This is a genomic window from Pseudooceanicola sp. LIPI14-2-Ac024, from assembly GCF_042188925.1.
Lineage (GTDB): Bacteria > Pseudomonadota > Alphaproteobacteria > Rhodobacterales > Rhodobacteraceae > Pseudooceanicola.
The window spans coordinates 316,891-333,103 of record NZ_CP170102.1 but is presented as its reverse complement, the minus strand read 5'-3'; the positions used below and the strand labels follow the sequence as shown (position 1 = coordinate 333,103).

Sequence of the window (16,213 nt, the reverse complement as noted above, 5' to 3'; positions counted from 1 at the left end):
GGTATTGTTGGTGTACAAACGGATCTTGAGGCTGAGCCCCCGCCTCTGTCAAGCGCGCGGATCGGAAGGACCCGGAATGACGGCAGCCGACGATTACGATCTGGACGCCCAGGTGGGCTACCTGCTGCGGCGGGCAAACCAGCGTCACCTGGCGATCTTTGCCGAACGGCTGCCCGACCTGACGCCGATGCAGTTCGCCGCGCTGGCCCGGCTGCGCGCCGAGGGGCCGCTGTCGCAGAACGCGCTTGGCCGGGCGGTGGCGATGGATGCGGCGACGATCAAGGGGGTGGCGGACCGGCTGCGCGCCAAGGGTCTGGTCGAGGCCGCGCCCGATCCCGACGACCGCCGCCGCACCATCCTGAGCCCGAGCGCCGCGGGGCTGGCGCTGTTCGAGGGGCTGGCGGCGACGGGGCTGGAGATCAGCGCCGACACCCTCGCCCCGCTCGGACCCGAGGAGCGGGCCACCTTCCTGCGGTTGCTGGCGCGGCTCGGCTAGACGCCCAGGTGCGCGCGCAGCCTGTCGGGGGCGCGGGTCAGCTGGGCGGCATCGAAATCCTCGAGGTTGCGGCCGTTCTCGATCACGTGGACATGGTCGGCCATGGCGAGGACCGCGTCGATCCGCTGCTCCACCAGCAGGATCGCGGCGCCGCGGTCGCGCAGGGTCAGGATCACCTGGCGGATCGCCTCGATCATCGAAGGCTGCAGCCCCTCGGTCGGCTCGTCCAGCAGCAGCAGCTTGGGCCGCAGGCAGAGCGCGCGGGCGGTGGCGAGCATCTGCTGTTCCCCGCCCGAGAGCGTGTCGGCCCGCTGGGTCAGCCGTTCACGCAGGCGGGGAAGAGGGTCAGCACCTCGTCCTGCACCTCGGGCCCGCTCTTGCGGGTCATCAGGCCGATGCGCAGGTTCTGCTGCACGGTCAGCTCTCCGAACAGGCGGCGGCCCTGCGGGATGTAGCCGATCCCCTGCCCCGGCACCCGGTGCGGGGCGAGGTCGGAGATGACCTCTCCGTCCAGCGTGATGCGGCCCGTCTCGGGCGCGACGAGGCCCATGATCGCCTTGAGCGTGGTGGTCTTGCCGGCGCCGTTGCGGCCCATCAGGCAGGTGATCCGGCCCGGCTCGGCGGTGAGCGACAGGTCGCGCAGGATCATGGCGTGGCCGTAGCCGGCGGTGAGGCCCTCGACGCTCAGCATGGGCGGGGTCCGTGGTGCGGGGAACGGCGCTCTGCGCCGTTGCCTCCGGCGGGAGTTTTCTTGGCAAGATGAAGGTCGGGGCGGACCGCCTGCTTCCCCTGGTGATCAATATCCCCGCCGGAGGCATCCGACCGAGGGCACGGGCGATGGCCTTGGATGGGCGCGCGCGGTCAGGCATCGGCGGGCTCGGTGCCGAGGTAGGCGGCCTGGACGGCGGGGTCGGCATGGATCTGGCCGGGGGTGCCTTCGGCCAGGACCTCGCCGAAGTTCAGCACGGTGATGCGGTCGGCCAGTTCCATGACGACGGCCATGTTGTGTTCGATGAGCAGGATGGTGGTTTCCTGTTTCAGCTCGCGGATCAGGGACTTGAAGGCGGCGATCTCGCTTTCGGCCAAACCTTGCGTCGGCTCGTCGAGGATCATCAGGCGGGGGCGCTGTGCGAGGCCCATGGCGATTTCCAGCAGGCGCTGGTGGCCGTAGGAGAGATCCTCGGCCGCGACCTGCGCCCGGTCGCCGAGGCCGGTGCGGGCGAGCGCCTCGGAAACCTCTCGGTCCACCGCGGCGCGGTCGGTGCCGAGACGGCGGCGGGCGGCAAGCGCAACGTTCTCATGCGCGGTGAGGCGCGAGAAGACGGAGGTGATCTGGAACGTATAGGCCATGCCGAGGGCGACGCGGGCGTGGTCCGGCAGCGCGGTGATGTCGCGCCCCTCGAAGGCGATGGTGCCGGAACTGGGCGCGAGACGCCCGATCAGCATCGACACGAAGGTCGTCTTGCCCGCGCCGTTCGGGCCGATCAGGGCGTGGACCTGGTTGGGGGCGAGATCGAAATCGACCTCGTGTACGGCGCGCAGGCCCTGGAAGCTTTTCGACAGGCCGCGGGCGGAGAGGATCGCGCTCATGGCAGGCGGGCCCAGTTGCGGCGGCGGAGCTCTCCGGCGATGCCCTGCGGGGCAAAGAGCGTGAGCGCCACCAGCGCGATGCCGGCGAAGAGCATGTAGGCGTCGGTCAGGCCCGAGGTGAGGTCGATCAGGTAGAACATGAAGAGCACGCCGAAGAACGGTCCGATCACCGTGCCCGCGCCGCCCAGGAGCACCCAGAGCAGCGGGAAGATCGAGTACTGCACCCCCGCGAAACTGGCCCCGACATAGCCGAAGAGCAAGCCGTAGGCCGCCCCGCCCGCGCCCGCGATGGTGCCCGACAGCACCAGCGCGCGCAGCTTCATGCGGAAGGTGTCGTAGCCGAGGAGCCGCGCGCGCGGCTCGTTCTCGCGGATGGCGACGAAGACGCGGCCGGTGGGGCGGTTGACCAGCCAGAGCGTGAAAAGGAGCGCGGTGGAGAAGAGCGCCCAGGCGACGAGGTAGCGGACCTGCGCATCGCCGAGGTCGAAGCCCGCGACGATCCGGCGGGCCGAGGGGATGACGAAGCCCTCGTCGCCGTGGGTGATGTCGCCGAAATAGAGGATCGTCAGGTAGCAGGCCTGGCTGAACATCAGCGTCACGATCATGAACGCGACCCCGATGGTCCGGAGCGCCAGCAGGCCGACGACGAGGGCGAGGCCGCCGCCGCAGAGGAGGCCCGCGGCCAGCGCGGCCACGGCGTTGAGCGTGGTGAATTGCAGCAGGAGCCCCGCGCCGTACATGCCCGCGGCGAAGAACATCGCGTGGCCGAGCGACAGCAGCCCGGTGTAACCGAAGGCGATGTTGTAGCCGATGGCGTAGACCGCCAGCGTCATCACCCGCGCGATGTTGCCATGGGTGTAGGGCGGCAGCACGAAATTCAGCGCGAAGAGCGCCACGACGAGGCCGAGGTGGAGCGCGAGGCTGCGGGCGCTCATGCCGGACGCTCCCCGAAGAGCCCTTGCGGGCGGAAGACGAGGACGAGGGCCACGAGGAGCGTCGCGAGGATCTTGGCCAGCGTCGGCGAGAAGAAGACTGAGATGATGCCGTCCGAGAGCCCGATCAGGATCGCCGCGACGATGGTGCCCGAGAGGCTGCCGAGGCCGCCGATGATCACCACGATGAAGCTGAGCAGCAGCGCGTCGCCGCCCATCAGGTAATGCGCCTGCTGGATCGGCACGATCAGCACGCCGGCCAGCGCCGCCAGACCCGCGCCGATGCCGAAGACGGCGGCGTAGACCCGTTCGACCGGGATGCCGAAGGCGGTCGCCATCTCGCTGTCGAGCTGGGTCGCGCGCATGATCAGCCCTGCGCGGGACCGCGCCATGAAGAGCCGGATCGCAGCGATCAGCACGGCGGCGGCGACGATGACGAAGAGCTTGTAGGAGGTGGTCGAGAGGCCCCAGGGGAAATAGAGCGACAGGCCGCCCTCGCCCCATTCGACCCAGGGCAGCGCGATGCGGTCGTTGAACGGCGGCGCGACCGGGCGGGCGTCGGCGCCGTAGGTCATCAGCGTGACCTGCTGGATGATGTAGAGCAGGCCGATGGTCGCGACGATGGTGCGTTCGGGGTCGTAGTCGATCCGCTTGAGGATGGTCATGTCGGCGGCCGCGGCCATCGCCCCGACCGCCAGCGGCGCGATCACCGCGGCGGCGACGAAGCCGGTGGCGGGCGCGCCGGCGAAGGCCTGCGCCACGGCATAGGCCACCACCGCGCCCAGCATGTAGAATTCGCCATGCGCCACGTTCACGACGCGCATCACGCCGAAGACGAGGCTGAGGCCCGAGGCCATCAACGCGAGCACCGCCGCCAGCACCGCGCCTTCGAGCACGGCGAGCATCAGGTAGGGGCCGAAATCCATTGCGAGTCAGGTGCCTGTAATGGGTCGTTCAGGTGATGCACGAAGGCCGGGCGGTGCCCGGCCTTCGGCGTTTCGGGCGACGGCTCAGAAGCTCATCGTCGTGTAATCGACCTCGTCCGGGTAGAGCGTGTCCTCGATCGAGGCGGTGTGCTGGACCACCAGCTTGCCGCCCTCGACGCGCGAGATGTACTGCTGCCCGAAGACCTGGTGGGTCTTGCCATTGAAGAGCTTGGGCCCCTGCGGATGCGCGGCGCCGGCCTCCATGTCGGACATCGCCTCGACCGCCTCGACCAGCGCCTGGCGGTCGTCCTTGGAGGCGTAGCCGGAGGCTTCCATGCCCGCCTTGATGATGTGCAGCGTCTCCCAGCAGCCGAACATGTGGGCGGCGGTGGAAACGTCCTTGGCGTCGCTGGTGCTGGCGCCGTTGGCATCGATCCCGACGGCGTCGCGGTAGGCGGTCACGTACTCGGGCGCGCCGTCCTGCAGGTAGCGCGGCATGCCTTCCCAGAAGTAGGTGCCATCGAGGAACTCGAGCCCCGGAGAGGTCATGTCGACCGCCTCGAGGCTGTCGATGAAGCCGAAGATCTCGGGCCGGGAGGGGCCGAAGAATTCGCCCATCTCCTTGACGAAGGTCAGCACGGCGGGGCCGACCATGACGTGGTAGATCACCTCGGTGTCGCGCGGGATCTTGGGGAAGTACTTGGTGAACGAGGTCTCGGTCGGCGGGATGGCGATCTGGGCCACCACCTCGCCGCCCGCGGCCTGGATCGCCGGGGTCAGGTTGTCGCGGTGGTCGTAGCCGAAGCCGTAGTCGGGGAAGATCATGGTGACCTTCTTGCCGAGGGTGTCGGTGATGAAGGGCGCCATGGCGCTGACCTGGGACTTCACGTCGGTGATGCCGGGCTGCAGCGTCCAGCGGTTCAGCATGCCCGACGCGACGTGGTGGCCTTCGGAGACGACGAAGTACGGCAGCTTCAGCTCGCCCGCGCGGGGGGCGGAGCCGATCACGACGTGGGAGAACAGCGTGCCGAAGGCGATGTCGCAGTTCGACTGGTTGGCGAACTTCTCGATCACTTCGGCGCCGCGCTTGGGATCGGTGCCGTCGTCCTCGGTCACCAGCTCGATCATGCGGCCGTTGATCCCGCCCTCGGCGTTGATCTTGGACACGGCCGCCTGGCTGGTGCGGTCATACCAGCGGCCATAGGCGGCGCCGATGCCGGTAGCGTGTTTCTGGAAGCCGATGCGGATCGGCTCGGCGGTCTGGGCGTGGGTGTAGCGGGCCCAGAGCGGAAGGGTCGCGGCGGCCCCGGCGGCACCCAGCGTCTTGAGCGCGGCGCGGCGGGAGGTCGATTGCGGGCGGTCGGTCGGCTTGGTCATCGTGTCTTCCCCTGTTGGTGACGGATGAGCCCCTTCTGGCGAGGGTCGGGCCGAGTTTGTCGCCATATCAGTGCCTTGTCCAGAAGTTTGCCGATACGTCAGGCGCCACGGGGCGAGGCGAGCAGCCAAAGCCCAAAAAGCGTGTAGAGCACCATGAAGATCGCCAGCGGCAGTTGCGACATCAGCGCGCGGCGCGGGCTGTCGTAGAGCCGCAGCGCCACGACATGCGCCATCAGGATCGCCACGACATGGCCGAAGACCACAGCGCCGGCCTGGGTGAGCCAGATCGCCTGCACCGTGGCGCGGGTGTTGAAGAAGCCGGTGGTGACCTGCATCCCCTTGAGACCCAAGAGGTTCGCGCCCTGCCCCGCGGGATCGTTGAGCATCAGGGCGAGGTACTGCGCCTCGACCAGCAGGGTCGGCAGGTAGTGCGCGAGGTGGTAGCCGAAGGCGATCGGCAGCAGCGTGGGGGCGTAGAGGCGCACGAGGCGGGACAGCGGGCGGGCGTCCTCGGCCAGGATGGCGCCGGCGTGCAGGGTGGCGGCAAAGACCGCGATCAGCCCGGCACAGGCGATCAGCAGGCCGACGAGGCTCTGCCAGACCACGGCCGAGCGGCCGGTGAATTCGAGCGGGTTCTGGCCGATCACGCCGAACCAGAAGAAGGTTTCGTTCAGCCCGTCGAAGGATCCGATGCCGAGCAGCAGCACCAGGAAGAGCGCCAGTGCCAGCGGCGGCGCGGCGCGGCGGGACCAGCGCCAGCCGGTGAGGCCGAGGGCGACGTGGCCGCCCCGCCGCCCGAAGAGCGCGAGGCCCGCGTAGGCGCGCATCAGGACACTCAGCGCCTCGGCCCTGAGCAGCCAGCGCGGCCCGAAGGCCAGCGTGCCCGCCATGTTGAGCGCCCAGTAGAGCGCGACGGCCCGCGCCAGACGCTCGGGGTTGGCCGGGGCGATGTCGGCCAGCAGGTATCCGGCAAAGGCCAGCAGCATCAGCACGGCGGGCCAGTGGCCAAGCGCGCGGGGGTAGTGCAGCGGCGCGGGGCGGCCGAGCAGTTGCCAGAGGCCGGTCCAGGGGTTCAGCCCGCGCCAGAGATCGCCGAGGATCGCCTGGGCCGAGACGAGGATCAGCCAGAACGCCGTCCAGACCAGCAGCGGCAGCGGGCTTTCCGTGGGGTCCTGGTCGCCGGTCCAGCCGCGCCAGACGGCCCAGGCCAGGAGGCCGAGGGACAGCAGGCTGAGCCAGCCGCGCCGGGGCCGCCGTCGGACGCGCCAGAGCGGCAGCGGACGGAACAGCGCCTCGGCCACGCGGCGGGGGACGATGGCGATCAGCAGGAGGGTCAGGATGACGGTGGCGACGCCGCCCGCGACGTAGAGATCGGTCGGCAGCAGCAGGACAAAGCCCTGCTCCGAGGCATGGGCCAGCGCCCGCCCCGGCAGGCACAGCACAAAGAGACCCAGCCACCACCGCATGGCGCGACCAAAGCGCGCCGGGCGGGCGGCGTCCAGCGTCAGGCTGTCGCGGCGGCGAAATCGTGGTGGAGAGTCACGGGTTTGCCGCGACAGGGGGGCACCACGCGGGCGCCCCCGTCCGGGTCAGGACTTGGGACGGCGCGGCGGCTGCATCCCGCCGGGCTTGCCCTTGGGCTTGGCGCCCGGTTTCTCGAACCGCTTGGAGGTATCGGCCGCGTTGGCGCGCGGTTTGCCCGCGGCGCCCTTGCCCGCCGGTTTGCCACCGGGCTTGCCGCCCGGTTTGCCCTTGTAACCGCCCGCGCCCTTGCCGGGCTTGCCGTCGGGACGATCCGCACCGTACTTGGCCTTGGCCTTGTAGGCGGGCTTGTCGGGCCGCCCTTCGGGCTTGCCCTTGCCGGCCGGGCGGTATCCCGCGCCGTCCTCGCCGCGCGGCTTGCGGTCGTCGTGGCGGGGTTTGCGGTCGTCGCTGCGCGGCTTGCGATCCTCGTAACGGGGCTTCCGATCCTCGTCGCGCGGCTTTCGGTCCTCGTAACGGGGCTTCCGATCCTCGTCGCGCGGCTTGCGGTCCTCGTAGCGGGGCTTCCGATCCTCGCCACGCGGTTTGCGGTCCTCGTAACGGGGCTTGCGGTCCTCGTCGCGGTCCCGCTTCGGCCCGGGCGCGCGGCGGGCGGGCGGCGCGGTGCGTTCGGGCGCCTCTGCCATCTGCGTTGCGGTCACGCCATCCTCGAGCACCCCGCCCTCGCCCAGCGCCGTGAGGAACGCGGCGACGGCAGGATCGGCGATCTCGACATGGGTTTCGGAATTCTGCACGCGGATCGCGCCGATCGACTCCTTCTCCAGCCCGCCGGCACGGCAGAGCAGCGGCAGGATCCAGCGCGGTTCGGCCCGGTCGTTGCGCCCCACGGACAGCGAGAACCAGGTGCTCGGACCAAAGGGCGGCCGCTCCTTGGCCGCCGGACGCTCGTCGGGGTCCGACAGCTCCTCGGGCGCGGAATGGTGGGTGCGGTAGAGCCGCAGGTAGGCGGCGGCGACGGCCTCGGGCGACTGGCGCTCCAGCAGGCGCGCGGCAAAGGCGGCGGCGTCCTCGGAGATCTCGTCACCCCAGGCGGGATCGCTCAGCAGGCGCTCTTCGTCACGCTCGAGAATGTCCTCGGCGCTGGGAGCGGTGGTCCATTCGGCGGTGACGCGGGCGAATTTCAGCAGCCGCTCGGCGCGTTTAATGGCCTTGGGCGGCACCACGAGGGCCGAGATGCCCTTGCGCCCTGCCCGGCCGGTCCGGCCCGAGCGGTGCAGCAGCCCCTCGGTGTTGGTCGGCAGCTCGGCGTGGATCACCAGTTCGAGGTTCGGCAGGTCGATGCCGCGGGCGGCCACATCGGTGGCGACGCAGACCCGCGCCCGGCCGTCGCGCATCGCCTGCAAAGCGTGGGTGCGTTCGGACTGGCTGAGCTCGCCCGAGAGCGACACGACCGAGAAACCGCGGTTGGCGAAGCGCGCGGTCAGCCGGTTCACTGCGGCGCGGGTGTTGGCAAAGACGATGGCGTTCTGGGCGTCGTGGAAGCGCAGCACGTTGATGATCGCGTTCTCGGCGTCCTGCTGGGCCACGCGCAGCACCTGGTAGGAGATGTCGCTGTGCTGGCCCTTTTCCGACACGGTGGTCACGCGCACGGCGTCGCGCTGGTAGTTCTGCGCCAGCGTCACGATCATCGGCGGCACGGTGGCCGAGAAGAGCAGCGTGCGGCGATCCTCGGGCGCCTCGCCCAGCATGAATTCGAGGTCCTCGCGGAAGCCGAGGTCCAGCATCTCGTCCGCCTCGTCGAGGACGACGGCGCGCAGGCTGGTCATGTCGAGCGAGCCGCGCTGGATGTGGTCGCGCAGGCGACCGGGGGTGCCCACGACGATATGGGCGCCGCGTTCCAGCGCCCGGCGTTCGTCGCGCATGTCCATTCCGCCGACGCAGGAGGTCACGCGCGCCCCGGTCTTGGCATAAAGCCAGCCCAGTTCGCGGGTCACCTGGAAGGCCAGCTCCCGGGTCGGCGCCACGATCAGCGCCAGCGGCGCGGCGGCGGGGCCCATGGTCTGGTCGTCCCCCAGAAGCGTCGGACCGATGGCGAGGCCGAAGCCCACCGTCTTGCCCGAACCGGTCTGCGCCGAGACCAGCAGGTCGGCATTGGCAAGCTCGGGGTTGGTGACGGCCTCCTGCACGGCGGTCAAAGTATCGTAGCCGCGCTCGGACAGCGCATCGGACAGGGACTGGATCATGGGAAACCGTTCTGCGTAGGGCGTGCGGCGCGATCTGCCGCGGGCTGTCCTTGGGACAGGTGAGGAAAGCGCCCCCTCTAAACTAGTCGGGGGCGGCTGTATACCGGGATTTTGCGCGCGCCGTAACGTCGCGCGGACGGGGTCGGAAACGGGCAGACCGGCGGATCGCGGCATGCCCCGCGCGCGCAAGAGATTGACAGCGGGGCACGGGCGCGAAGATCATTTGCACACAAACAAGTGCGAGGCGGCAATGCGCGACGAGGTGGTTGGCTGTGACGTGGGCGGGACCTTCACCGACCTCGTGCGGATGGATCCCGCAAGCGGCCGGGTGACGCTGGCCAAGGTGCCCACCACGCCGGGCAACCAGTCGGGCGGCGTGATGGCGGCGGTGGCCGAGGCCGAGCTGGACCTGGCCCGGGTCGCGCTGGTGGTGCACGGGACCACGACGACCACCAACGCGGTGCTGGAGCGCAAGCTGGCGCGCACCGGGCTGATCACCACGGCGGGCTTCCGCGACGTGCTGGAGCTGGGGCGGCGGACGCGGCCGCAGGCCTACGGGATGAAGGGCGTGTTTACCCCCGTCATCCCCCGCGACCTGCGGCTCGAGGTGCCCGAGCGGATGGATGCGCAGGGCCGCGTGGTGACCGCACTGGACGAGGACGCGGTGGCGGCGGCGGCGGCGCGGCTGCGCGAGATGGGATGCGTGTCGGTCGTGGTGCATTTCCTGCACGCCTATGCCAACCCCGCGCACGAGCGGCGGGCAGGCGAGATCATCGCGGAGACATGGCCCGAGGCGCATCTGACGCTGGGCCATGCGCTGCTGTCGGAAAGCCGGGAGTTCGAGCGCGGGGTGACGGCGGCGGTCAACGCCTCGGTCCAGCCGCTGCTGGAACGCTACCTGTCGCGGCTGTCGGGCGCGCTGGCCGAGGGCGGCTATGGCGGCGAGCTGCTAGTGATGGGCGGCAATGGCGGCATGGTCTCGGCCGACCGGATTTCGCGCGAGGCGGCCAAGACGGTGATGTCGGGCCCGGCCTCGGGCGTGATGGCGGCGGCGGTCACCGGGCGCGCGGCGGGTGTCGAGGACCTGATCACCTATGACATGGGCGGCACCTCGACCGACGTGGCGCTGATCCGGGGCGCGCAGCCCGCCGTCTCGAACGAGATCGAGGTCGAATATGCCATGCCGATCCACGTGCCGATGGTCGACGTGCGCACCGTGGGCGCGGGCGGCGGGTCGATCGCGCGGGTGAATGCGGCGGGGCTGCTGGAGGTGGGACCGGAGAGCGCGGGCGCCCTGCCCGGCCCGATCTGCTATGGCCGTGGCGGGACCCGGCCGACGATTTCGGACGCCAACCTGCTGCTTGGCCGGCTTGACCCCGCGCGGCTGAAATCGGTCGAGGGCGGCGTGTCGCTGGACACCGTGCGGGCGATCTTCGACGCGACGCTGGGCCAGCCGCTGGGCCTGTCGCCCGAGGCGGCGGCCGAGGCGGTGGTGCGGCTGGCCAATGTGAAGATGGCGGGCGCGATCCGGATGGTGTCGGTCTCGCTCGGCGCCGATCCGCGGGACTTCGCGCTCTTCGCCTTTGGTGGCGCCGGGCCGCTGCACGCCTGCGCCCTGGCGCGCGAGATGGGGGTGCCGCGCGTGCTGATCCCGGCACGGCCGGGGATCACCAACGCGCTCGGCTGCGTGGTGGCGGACCTGCGGCACGACTATGTGACGACGCTGAACCGGCCGCTCGATGTGCTGGACATGGATGAACTGGCGGCGGTGCTGACCCGGCAGGAGGCCGAGGGCCGCGCCGAGATCGCCCGCGAGACGGTTCAACTGAAGGAGGTGCGCGCGGTCTATTCCCTCGACATGCAGTTCATCGGCCAGACCCATGTGCTGCGCGTGACGCTCGACGGGCCCGAGATCACCCGCGCCGCGTTGCAGGCGAAGTTCGAGGCGGTCTACTGGGATCGCTTCCACGTGCGACTGGATACCATCCGCGCGGCGGTGGTGAATGCCAACTGCTCGGTGATCGGGGCGCGGCCGGACATGGACCTTTCGGCGCTGATCGACGCCGAGGGGCGGCGCGCGACCGTGGCGGAGGCCCTGCGCGACCGGCGCAGGGTCTGTTTCGATGGCGCATGGCTCGACACGCCGGTCTATCGCCGGGAATGGCTGCCGGTCGACGCGGTGATCGAGGGGCCGGCGGTGATCGAGCAGATGGACACCACCATCCTGATCCCGCCCGGCGACCGGGCCGAGGGGGACGCCATCGGCAATATCGTCGTGACCGTGGGAGGTGCCGCATGAGCGTCGATCCGATCACCCTTTCGGTCATCCAGGCGGGCCTCCAGCAGGTCTGCGACGAGATGGACCTGGCGTTTTCCCGCGCCGCCTTCTCGCCCGTCATCGCCGAGGCGAACGACCGCTCGGACGGCATCTATGCCGCCGAGGACGGGGCGCTGATCGCGCAGGGCGCGGGCGGGCTGCCGGTCTTTGTCGGCACGATGCAGTATTCGACCCGCGTGCTGGTCGAACGCATCCGCGACGGGCTGACCCCCGCGCCGCAGCCAGGCGACACCTACATCGTGAACGACCCCTACCTGGGCGGCACGCACCTGATGGACGTGCGCTTTGCCCGGCCATTCTATCGCGGGGCGAGATCTTCTGCTGGCTGTCGAACACCGGGCACTGGCCGGATACCGGGGGCGCGGTGCCCGGGGGATTTTCCGCCTCGGCCACCAGCGTCGAGCAGGAGGGGCTGCGCCTGCCGCCCGTGCGGCTCTTCAAGCAGGGGGTGCTGGATCCGGAGATCTACGCGATCATCTGTTCCAACATCCGGGTGGCCGACCAGCGGATCGGCGACGTGCAGGCGCAGGCGGCGGCGCTGTCGGTGGGCGAGGCACGGCTGACCGCCCTGCTCGACCGCTATGGCGACGACACGGTGCGCGCGGCCATCGCCGAGCTGCGCGCCCGCGCGGCGCAGCAGATGCGCGCCTTCATCGCCGATATTCCCGAGGGCGCGCATGAGAGCGTGGCCATCGTGGACAGCGACGGGGTGGTGGATCAGCCGCTGCCGATCCGGCTGCGGGTGGAGCGGCGGGGCGACACGCTGCGCTTCGACTTCACCGGATCGGCCCCACCCTGTGCCGGGCCGATGAACTCGGTCCGGGCGACGACGCTCAGCTCGGTCTACCTCGCCATGCGGCACATCTTTCCCGAGGTGCCGATCAGCGCCGGGGCCTTCGAGCCGCTGGAGATCACCGGGATCGAGGGCACGTTCCTCGACGCGCAGTATCCCCGCCCGGTGTCGGGCTGCGCGGCCGAGGTGAGCCAGCGCATCGCCGAGGCGGTCTTTGCCGCCCTTGCCCCCTGTCTGCCCGACCGCTGCACGGCGGCGCCTGCCGGGACATCGGGCAACTTCGCGCTTGGCGGGCATGATCCGGAGCGCGGGCGCGATTTCGTCATGTACCAGCTGTCGGGCGGCGGATACGGCGGCAATGCGGATCACGACGGGCTGTCGAACGGCTGTTCCACCATCGGGATTTCCAAGGCGCCACCGGTCGAGATCATGGAGCAGCAGTTCCCCGTGCTCTACCGCCACTACGCCCTGCACGAGGGATCGGGCGGCGCGGGGGCGCATCGGGGTGGCTTCGGCCTCGACTACGCGGTCGAGCTGCGGCGCGGCGCGGCGCGGGCGAGCTTTGTCATGGATCATGGCCGGGTCGGGCCGCAGGGGGCGCTTTCCGGCGGCGACGGCGCGGTGAACCGGGTCGAGGTGATCCGGGACGGCGCCGTGCACGTGCCGCCGCATCTGTCGAAGGAACAGGACATTCCGCTGGCCCCGGGCGACGTGGTCCACGTGCGCACGCCCGGCGGCGGCGGCTGGGGCGATCCGATGACGCGCGACCCGGCGGCGGTGGCCCGTGACGTGGCGCTTGGCTACTATGCGGCGGCGGATGCCGCGCGGCTGTTCGGCGTGGCGCTGGCGGCGGACGGCACGGTTGACGCGGCGGCGACCGAAAGGCTGCGCGCCGCCGCGACGTGACGGCATTTCGTTCCGCCACGTGGCAGAGCCCCAAATCCGATTGCAACCCCCGGCGCGCTGGCTAACCTGCCCGCCGACAGGTCGCGGAACGCCGTTCCGCGCTACGGACAATCTGGGAGGACCATCCATGACCGTGCCCGCAGTTCTTCAGAACCTGCGTATTCCGCTGATCGGAAGCCCGCTTTTCATCATCTCGACGCCGAAGCTCGTCCTGGCCCAGTGCAAGGCCGGCATCGTCGGGTCCTTTCCGGCGCTGAACGCGCGCGAGAAGGATGGCGAGAGCCTCGATGCATGGCTGACCCACATCACCGAGGAACTGGACGCCTACAACCAGGCGAACCCGGACCGTCCGGCCGCGCCCTATGCCGTGAACCAGATCGTGCACCGCTCGAACGGCCGGCTGGAGCGTGACGTGGAGCTTTGCGTGAAGCACAAGGTGCCGGTCTGGATCACCTCGCTCGGCGCGCAGGAATGGGTCTATGAGGCCGCGCATTCGGTGGGTGCCATCGTGCTGCACGACATCATCAACGACACCTTCGCGCGCAAGGCGATCTCGAAGGGCGCGGACGGGTTGATCGCGGTCGCCGCCGGGGCCGGCGGCCACGCGGGCGCGCTGTCGCCCTTTGCGCTGGTGCAGGAGATCCGCGAATGGTTCGACGGGCCGCTCTACCTGTCGGGCGCCATCGCCTCGGGCGAACTCGATCCTGGCCGCGCAGGCCATGGGGGCCGACGGCGGCTATGCCGGCAGCGCGTTCATCGCCACCGAGGAGGCGAACGCGGTCGAGGGCTACAAGCAGATGATCGCGGGCCACGGCGCGTCGGACATCGTCTATTCCAACCTCTTCACCGGGGTCTGGGGCAACTACCTGAAACCGTCCATCGCGGCGGCGGGCATGGATCCCGACAACCTCGAGATCTCGGACCCGTCCAAGATGAACTTTGCCGAGAACCGGGAAAAGCCGAAGAGCTGGAAGGAAATCTGGGGCTCGGGCCAGGGCATCGGGAAGGTCAAGAAGGTGGTCCCGGCGGCCGAGCTGGTGGACCGCCTGGCCGCGGAATACGAGGCGGCGCAGGAGCGTCTCTTCAAGCAGGTCAAGCGCGCGTCCTGAGACACGCACGGGCCGGGCGGGCCAGTTTTCGCCCGGTACTTCCGACCGACGAGGGTCGTGCTGGAAGCGTTCTCAAAATCGTTATTTTCAATACACTTGAGGCTCATACCTCACCCGGCGCGCGAAGATATTCGCGCGCCGTTTGCTTGCGTGCGAACGGCGCGCGGACGCAACCCAAAGTGTAATCAGATTGCGAATCTGACCGTTTTGCGGTAAGCTCCCGTCATATTTTCAAGACCCAATACATTTTGATGACGGAGTTCTTTCATGGCCTTTACGGACCATTCGAACCTCTATGCTTCCGTGCATGAGGACGGCTTCAACCTCATCCTCCGACACATGCAGCAGCAGCGGCCATCGCTGTTCAACTACGGCTCGGCCTGGTTCGCGGCCAGCCCCGACCGCCTGTGTCACGAGATCAAGGCGCACCCGGAGGTGCTGCGCCGGTCCAACCCGCTGGTGACGGTCGAGGAGCCGCTGCCGATCCCCGGATCGGGCGGGGCCTGGGGGGTGGATTTCTGCGTCCAGCTGACCGAGGCGCAGATCGATTTCCATCCCGAGACCGTCAACGCCCTGCCGCCGGAGCTGCGGCCGCTCGACCCGCAGATGCTGTCGCTGCACGCGAAGTTCTGCGTCGGCATCCGCTGCCCCGACCTGGAGTTCGCGGAACGCATCGGCGACGACATCGCCAGCCGCGAGGCGCGCGATGACCGCGAGAAGCCCGACGACGCGCCCCGCCCGCCGCTGCGGCCGATCCCGGGGCGAGAGGTGAAGTGCTTCTGCCTCGAGATCTTTGCCAAGCTGCGGCTGGAACGGTTGAACGTGAACGGGGTCGAGCACATCGTCCTGCGCCTGCGCGGGTTCGAGATCGTCGACATCCGCCCGCAGGAGATGGAGGACGCGCTGGAATGCTACGTCCAGACCGTCCTGCGCGTCGGCATCCTGCCCAAGGCACGGATCGCCGTGGATACCATGGCCTTCGAGATGGGGGATTTCATGACCCTCACCGCCTCTCTCACCCCGCTGTCGGCCGATGTGCCGAACAACCCGGCGGTCGAGGAAGACGAGGCAAGGCTCTTCATCGATCTGGGGATTTCGTGATGGCACATTTCACAGTCGCCGCCTCCGAGCGGACCTTCCAGGAGCTTTTCACCTTTGTCCGGGACAATGTGGCGGAGTCGACCTCGGGCAGCGCCGATGCCGGGCCGTTCAGCGTCGCCTGGGCCGCGGGCTTCCGGCTCGAGGGCGGGTCGGTCGACCTGCAGGCCGACGGCACCGTGCGGATCGACGAGCTCGACGTGGTCTACGATCCGCTGAGCCTGACGCTGGGGATCGACATTCCCCGGATCTGCATCGGCGGCTTCTGCATCATCTGGATACCCTTCGCCGGCTGCGTGCTGCGGGCTCCGCGGATCTGCATCTTCGAGGCCGATCCCGACATCTCCATCCCGCTGAACCTCTCGGGCCTCGTCACCTCGGAGATCTCGGGCGCGTTCCGGATCAACACCCGCTACTTCGTCGACCCGATGCGGACGCCGGGGATGACCGACCTCGACGCAGAGGACGCGGGCGTGCCGAACAAGTGGCAGTTCATGCTCGATCCCGTGTGGCTCGACATCGACCTGATCGACATCTCGGACACCGTGGGCAACATCCTCGACGCCGCGATCGATACGGCGGTGGACGGGCTCCTCGGCTTCCTGCCCGGCTGGGCGCGGGACCTGATCAAGGCGATCCTCGGGCCGATCGTGGACCTTGTCCGCGCGATCCTCGACATCGTGGACGACATCGACGAATGGCTGTCGAACCTGCTGGGCGTCAGCATCGGGCTCTTCGATTTCGTCCTGACGGTGGTGGCCGACTACCTTGCCAACCTCTTCCCGCTCTTCGAGTTCGAGGACCCCTACCCGATCCTGGGCTACAACGGCCCGCTCATCCCGGTGAAGGTGCCGATGCGCGACGTGGCCGTCGGCATCGACACCGACGAGATGACCATCACCGCCAACGTGGGAGCCTGAGCC

The 16,213-nt window shown here is 69.5% G+C and carries 12 protein-coding genes and 2 pseudogenes; 6 read left to right on the top strand and 8 right to left on the bottom strand.

The annotated features are described in order from the left end of the window. The first annotated feature begins 76 nt into the window (after positions 1–76). Entirely contained in the window at positions 77–496 is a 420-nt protein-coding gene (locus ACE2AC_RS01580) for a MarR family winged helix-turn-helix transcriptional regulator (RefSeq protein WP_375690384.1), read from the top strand. Here the strand turns inward: ACE2AC_RS01580 and ACE2AC_RS01575 are convergent. From ACE2AC_RS01575 to ACE2AC_RS01540, 8 genes are all read right to left on the bottom strand, one after another. Further along, positions 493–774 carry a branched-chain amino acid ABC transporter ATP-binding protein gene (locus ACE2AC_RS01575; protein ID WP_375690383.1) on the bottom strand — a complete coding sequence of 94 codons (282 nt, stop codon included), beginning with the start codon at positions 772–774 and terminating at the stop codon, positions 493–495. The genes ACE2AC_RS01580 and ACE2AC_RS01575 overlap by 4 nt on opposite strands. A 38-nt stretch (positions 775–812) precedes the next feature. Further along, positions 813–1,187 carry an ATP-binding cassette domain-containing protein gene (locus ACE2AC_RS01570; RefSeq protein WP_375690382.1) on the bottom strand — a complete coding sequence of 125 codons (375 nt, stop codon included), beginning with the start codon at positions 1,185–1,187 and terminating at the stop codon, positions 813–815. A gap of 170 nt (positions 1,188–1,357) precedes the next feature. Beyond that, on the bottom strand, positions 1,358–2,086 hold the full coding sequence (locus ACE2AC_RS01565; protein ID WP_375690381.1) for an ABC transporter ATP-binding protein: 729 nt from the start codon (positions 2,084–2,086) through the stop codon (positions 1,358–1,360). Continuing rightward, a complete protein-coding gene (locus ACE2AC_RS01560; RefSeq protein WP_375690380.1) occupies positions 2,083–3,021 on the bottom strand; it encodes a branched-chain amino acid ABC transporter permease in 939 nt (312 codons plus the stop codon). The genes ACE2AC_RS01565 and ACE2AC_RS01560 overlap by 4 nt, the downstream gene beginning before the upstream one ends. Continuing rightward, a complete protein-coding gene (locus ACE2AC_RS01555; RefSeq protein ID WP_375690379.1) occupies positions 3,018–3,944 on the bottom strand; it encodes a branched-chain amino acid ABC transporter permease in 927 nt (308 codons plus the stop codon). The genes ACE2AC_RS01560 and ACE2AC_RS01555 overlap by 4 nt, the downstream gene beginning before the upstream one ends. Before the next feature lie 84 nt (positions 3,945–4,028). After that, positions 4,029–5,321 carry an ABC transporter substrate-binding protein gene (locus ACE2AC_RS01550; RefSeq protein WP_375690378.1) on the bottom strand — a complete coding sequence of 431 codons (1,293 nt, stop codon included), beginning with the start codon at positions 5,319–5,321 and terminating at the stop codon, positions 4,029–4,031. A gap of 98 nt (positions 5,322–5,419) precedes the next feature. After that, a complete protein-coding gene (locus ACE2AC_RS01545; protein ID WP_375690377.1) occupies positions 5,420–6,787 on the bottom strand; it encodes a hypothetical protein in 1,368 nt (455 codons plus the stop codon). A gap of 123 nt (positions 6,788–6,910) precedes the next feature. Continuing rightward, complete coding sequence (locus tag ACE2AC_RS01540; protein ID WP_375690376.1) at positions 6,911–9,046, bottom strand: DEAD/DEAH box helicase; 2,136 nt, start codon at positions 9,044–9,046, stop codon at positions 6,911–6,913. 250 nt (positions 9,047–9,296) lie between these two features. Between ACE2AC_RS01540 and ACE2AC_RS01535 the strand changes: the two genes are divergently transcribed. The 5 genes and pseudogenes from ACE2AC_RS01535 to ACE2AC_RS01515 all read left to right on the top strand — a co-directional run bounded on the left by ACE2AC_RS01535 (position 9,297) and on the right by ACE2AC_RS01515 (position 16,210). Then, on the top strand, positions 9,297–11,345 hold the full coding sequence (locus ACE2AC_RS01535) for a hydantoinase/oxoprolinase family protein (RefSeq protein WP_375690375.1): 2,049 nt from the start codon (positions 9,297–9,299) through the stop codon (positions 11,343–11,345). After that, positions 11,342–13,083 (top strand): annotated as a pseudogene (locus ACE2AC_RS01530) (hydantoinase B/oxoprolinase family protein). The gene ACE2AC_RS01535 and the pseudogene ACE2AC_RS01530 overlap by 4 nt, the downstream one beginning before the upstream one ends. A 127-nt stretch (positions 13,084–13,210) precedes the next feature. Continuing rightward, positions 13,211–14,192: pseudogene (locus ACE2AC_RS01525) on the top strand (NAD(P)H-dependent flavin oxidoreductase). A 267-nt stretch (positions 14,193–14,459) separates the two neighbouring features. Next, positions 14,460–15,293, top strand: coding sequence for a hypothetical protein (locus ACE2AC_RS01520; RefSeq protein WP_375690374.1), 834 nt, complete (start codon positions 14,460–14,462; stop codon positions 15,291–15,293). After that, on the top strand, positions 15,293–16,210 hold the full coding sequence (locus ACE2AC_RS01515; protein WP_375690373.1) for a hypothetical protein: 918 nt from the start codon (positions 15,293–15,295) through the stop codon (positions 16,208–16,210). Before ACE2AC_RS01520 ends, ACE2AC_RS01515 begins: the two co-directional genes overlap by 1 nt. Positions 16,211–16,213 lie beyond the last annotated feature (3 nt).

Excerpts from the sequence above, each read along its gene's own strand:
- ACE2AC_RS01580 (WP_375690384.1), top strand. The coding sequence starts at position 77 with ATGACGGCAGCCGACGATTACGATCTGGACGCCCAGGTGGGCTACCTG.
- ACE2AC_RS01575 (WP_375690383.1), bottom strand. The coding sequence starts at position 774 with ATGCTCGCCACCGCCCGCGCGCTCTGCCTGCGGCCCAAGCTGCTGCTG.
- ACE2AC_RS01570 (WP_375690382.1), bottom strand. The coding sequence starts at position 1,187 with ATGCTGAGCGTCGAGGGCCTCACCGCCGGCTACGGCCACGCCATGATC.
- ACE2AC_RS01565 (WP_375690381.1), bottom strand. The coding sequence starts at position 2,086 with ATGAGCGCGATCCTCTCCGCCCGCGGCCTGTCGAAAAGCTTCCAGGGC.
- ACE2AC_RS01560 (WP_375690380.1), bottom strand. The coding sequence starts at position 3,021 with ATGAGCGCCCGCAGCCTCGCGCTCCACCTCGGCCTCGTCGTGGCGCTC.
- ACE2AC_RS01555 (WP_375690379.1), bottom strand. The coding sequence starts at position 3,944 with ATGGATTTCGGCCCCTACCTGATGCTCGCCGTGCTCGAAGGCGCGGTG.
- ACE2AC_RS01550 (WP_375690378.1), bottom strand. The coding sequence starts at position 5,321 with ATGACCAAGCCGACCGACCGCCCGCAATCGACCTCCCGCCGCGCCGCG.
- ACE2AC_RS01545 (WP_375690377.1), bottom strand. The coding sequence starts at position 6,787 with ATGCGGTGGTGGCTGGGTCTCTTTGTGCTGTGCCTGCCGGGGCGGGCG.
- ACE2AC_RS01540 (WP_375690376.1), bottom strand. The coding sequence starts at position 9,046 with ATGATCCAGTCCCTGTCCGATGCGCTGTCCGAGCGCGGCTACGATACT.
- ACE2AC_RS01535 (WP_375690375.1), top strand. The coding sequence starts at position 9,297 with ATGCGCGACGAGGTGGTTGGCTGTGACGTGGGCGGGACCTTCACCGAC.
- ACE2AC_RS01520 (WP_375690374.1), top strand. The coding sequence starts at position 14,460 with ATGGCCTTTACGGACCATTCGAACCTCTATGCTTCCGTGCATGAGGAC.
- ACE2AC_RS01515 (WP_375690373.1), top strand. The coding sequence starts at position 15,293 with ATGGCACATTTCACAGTCGCCGCCTCCGAGCGGACCTTCCAGGAGCTT.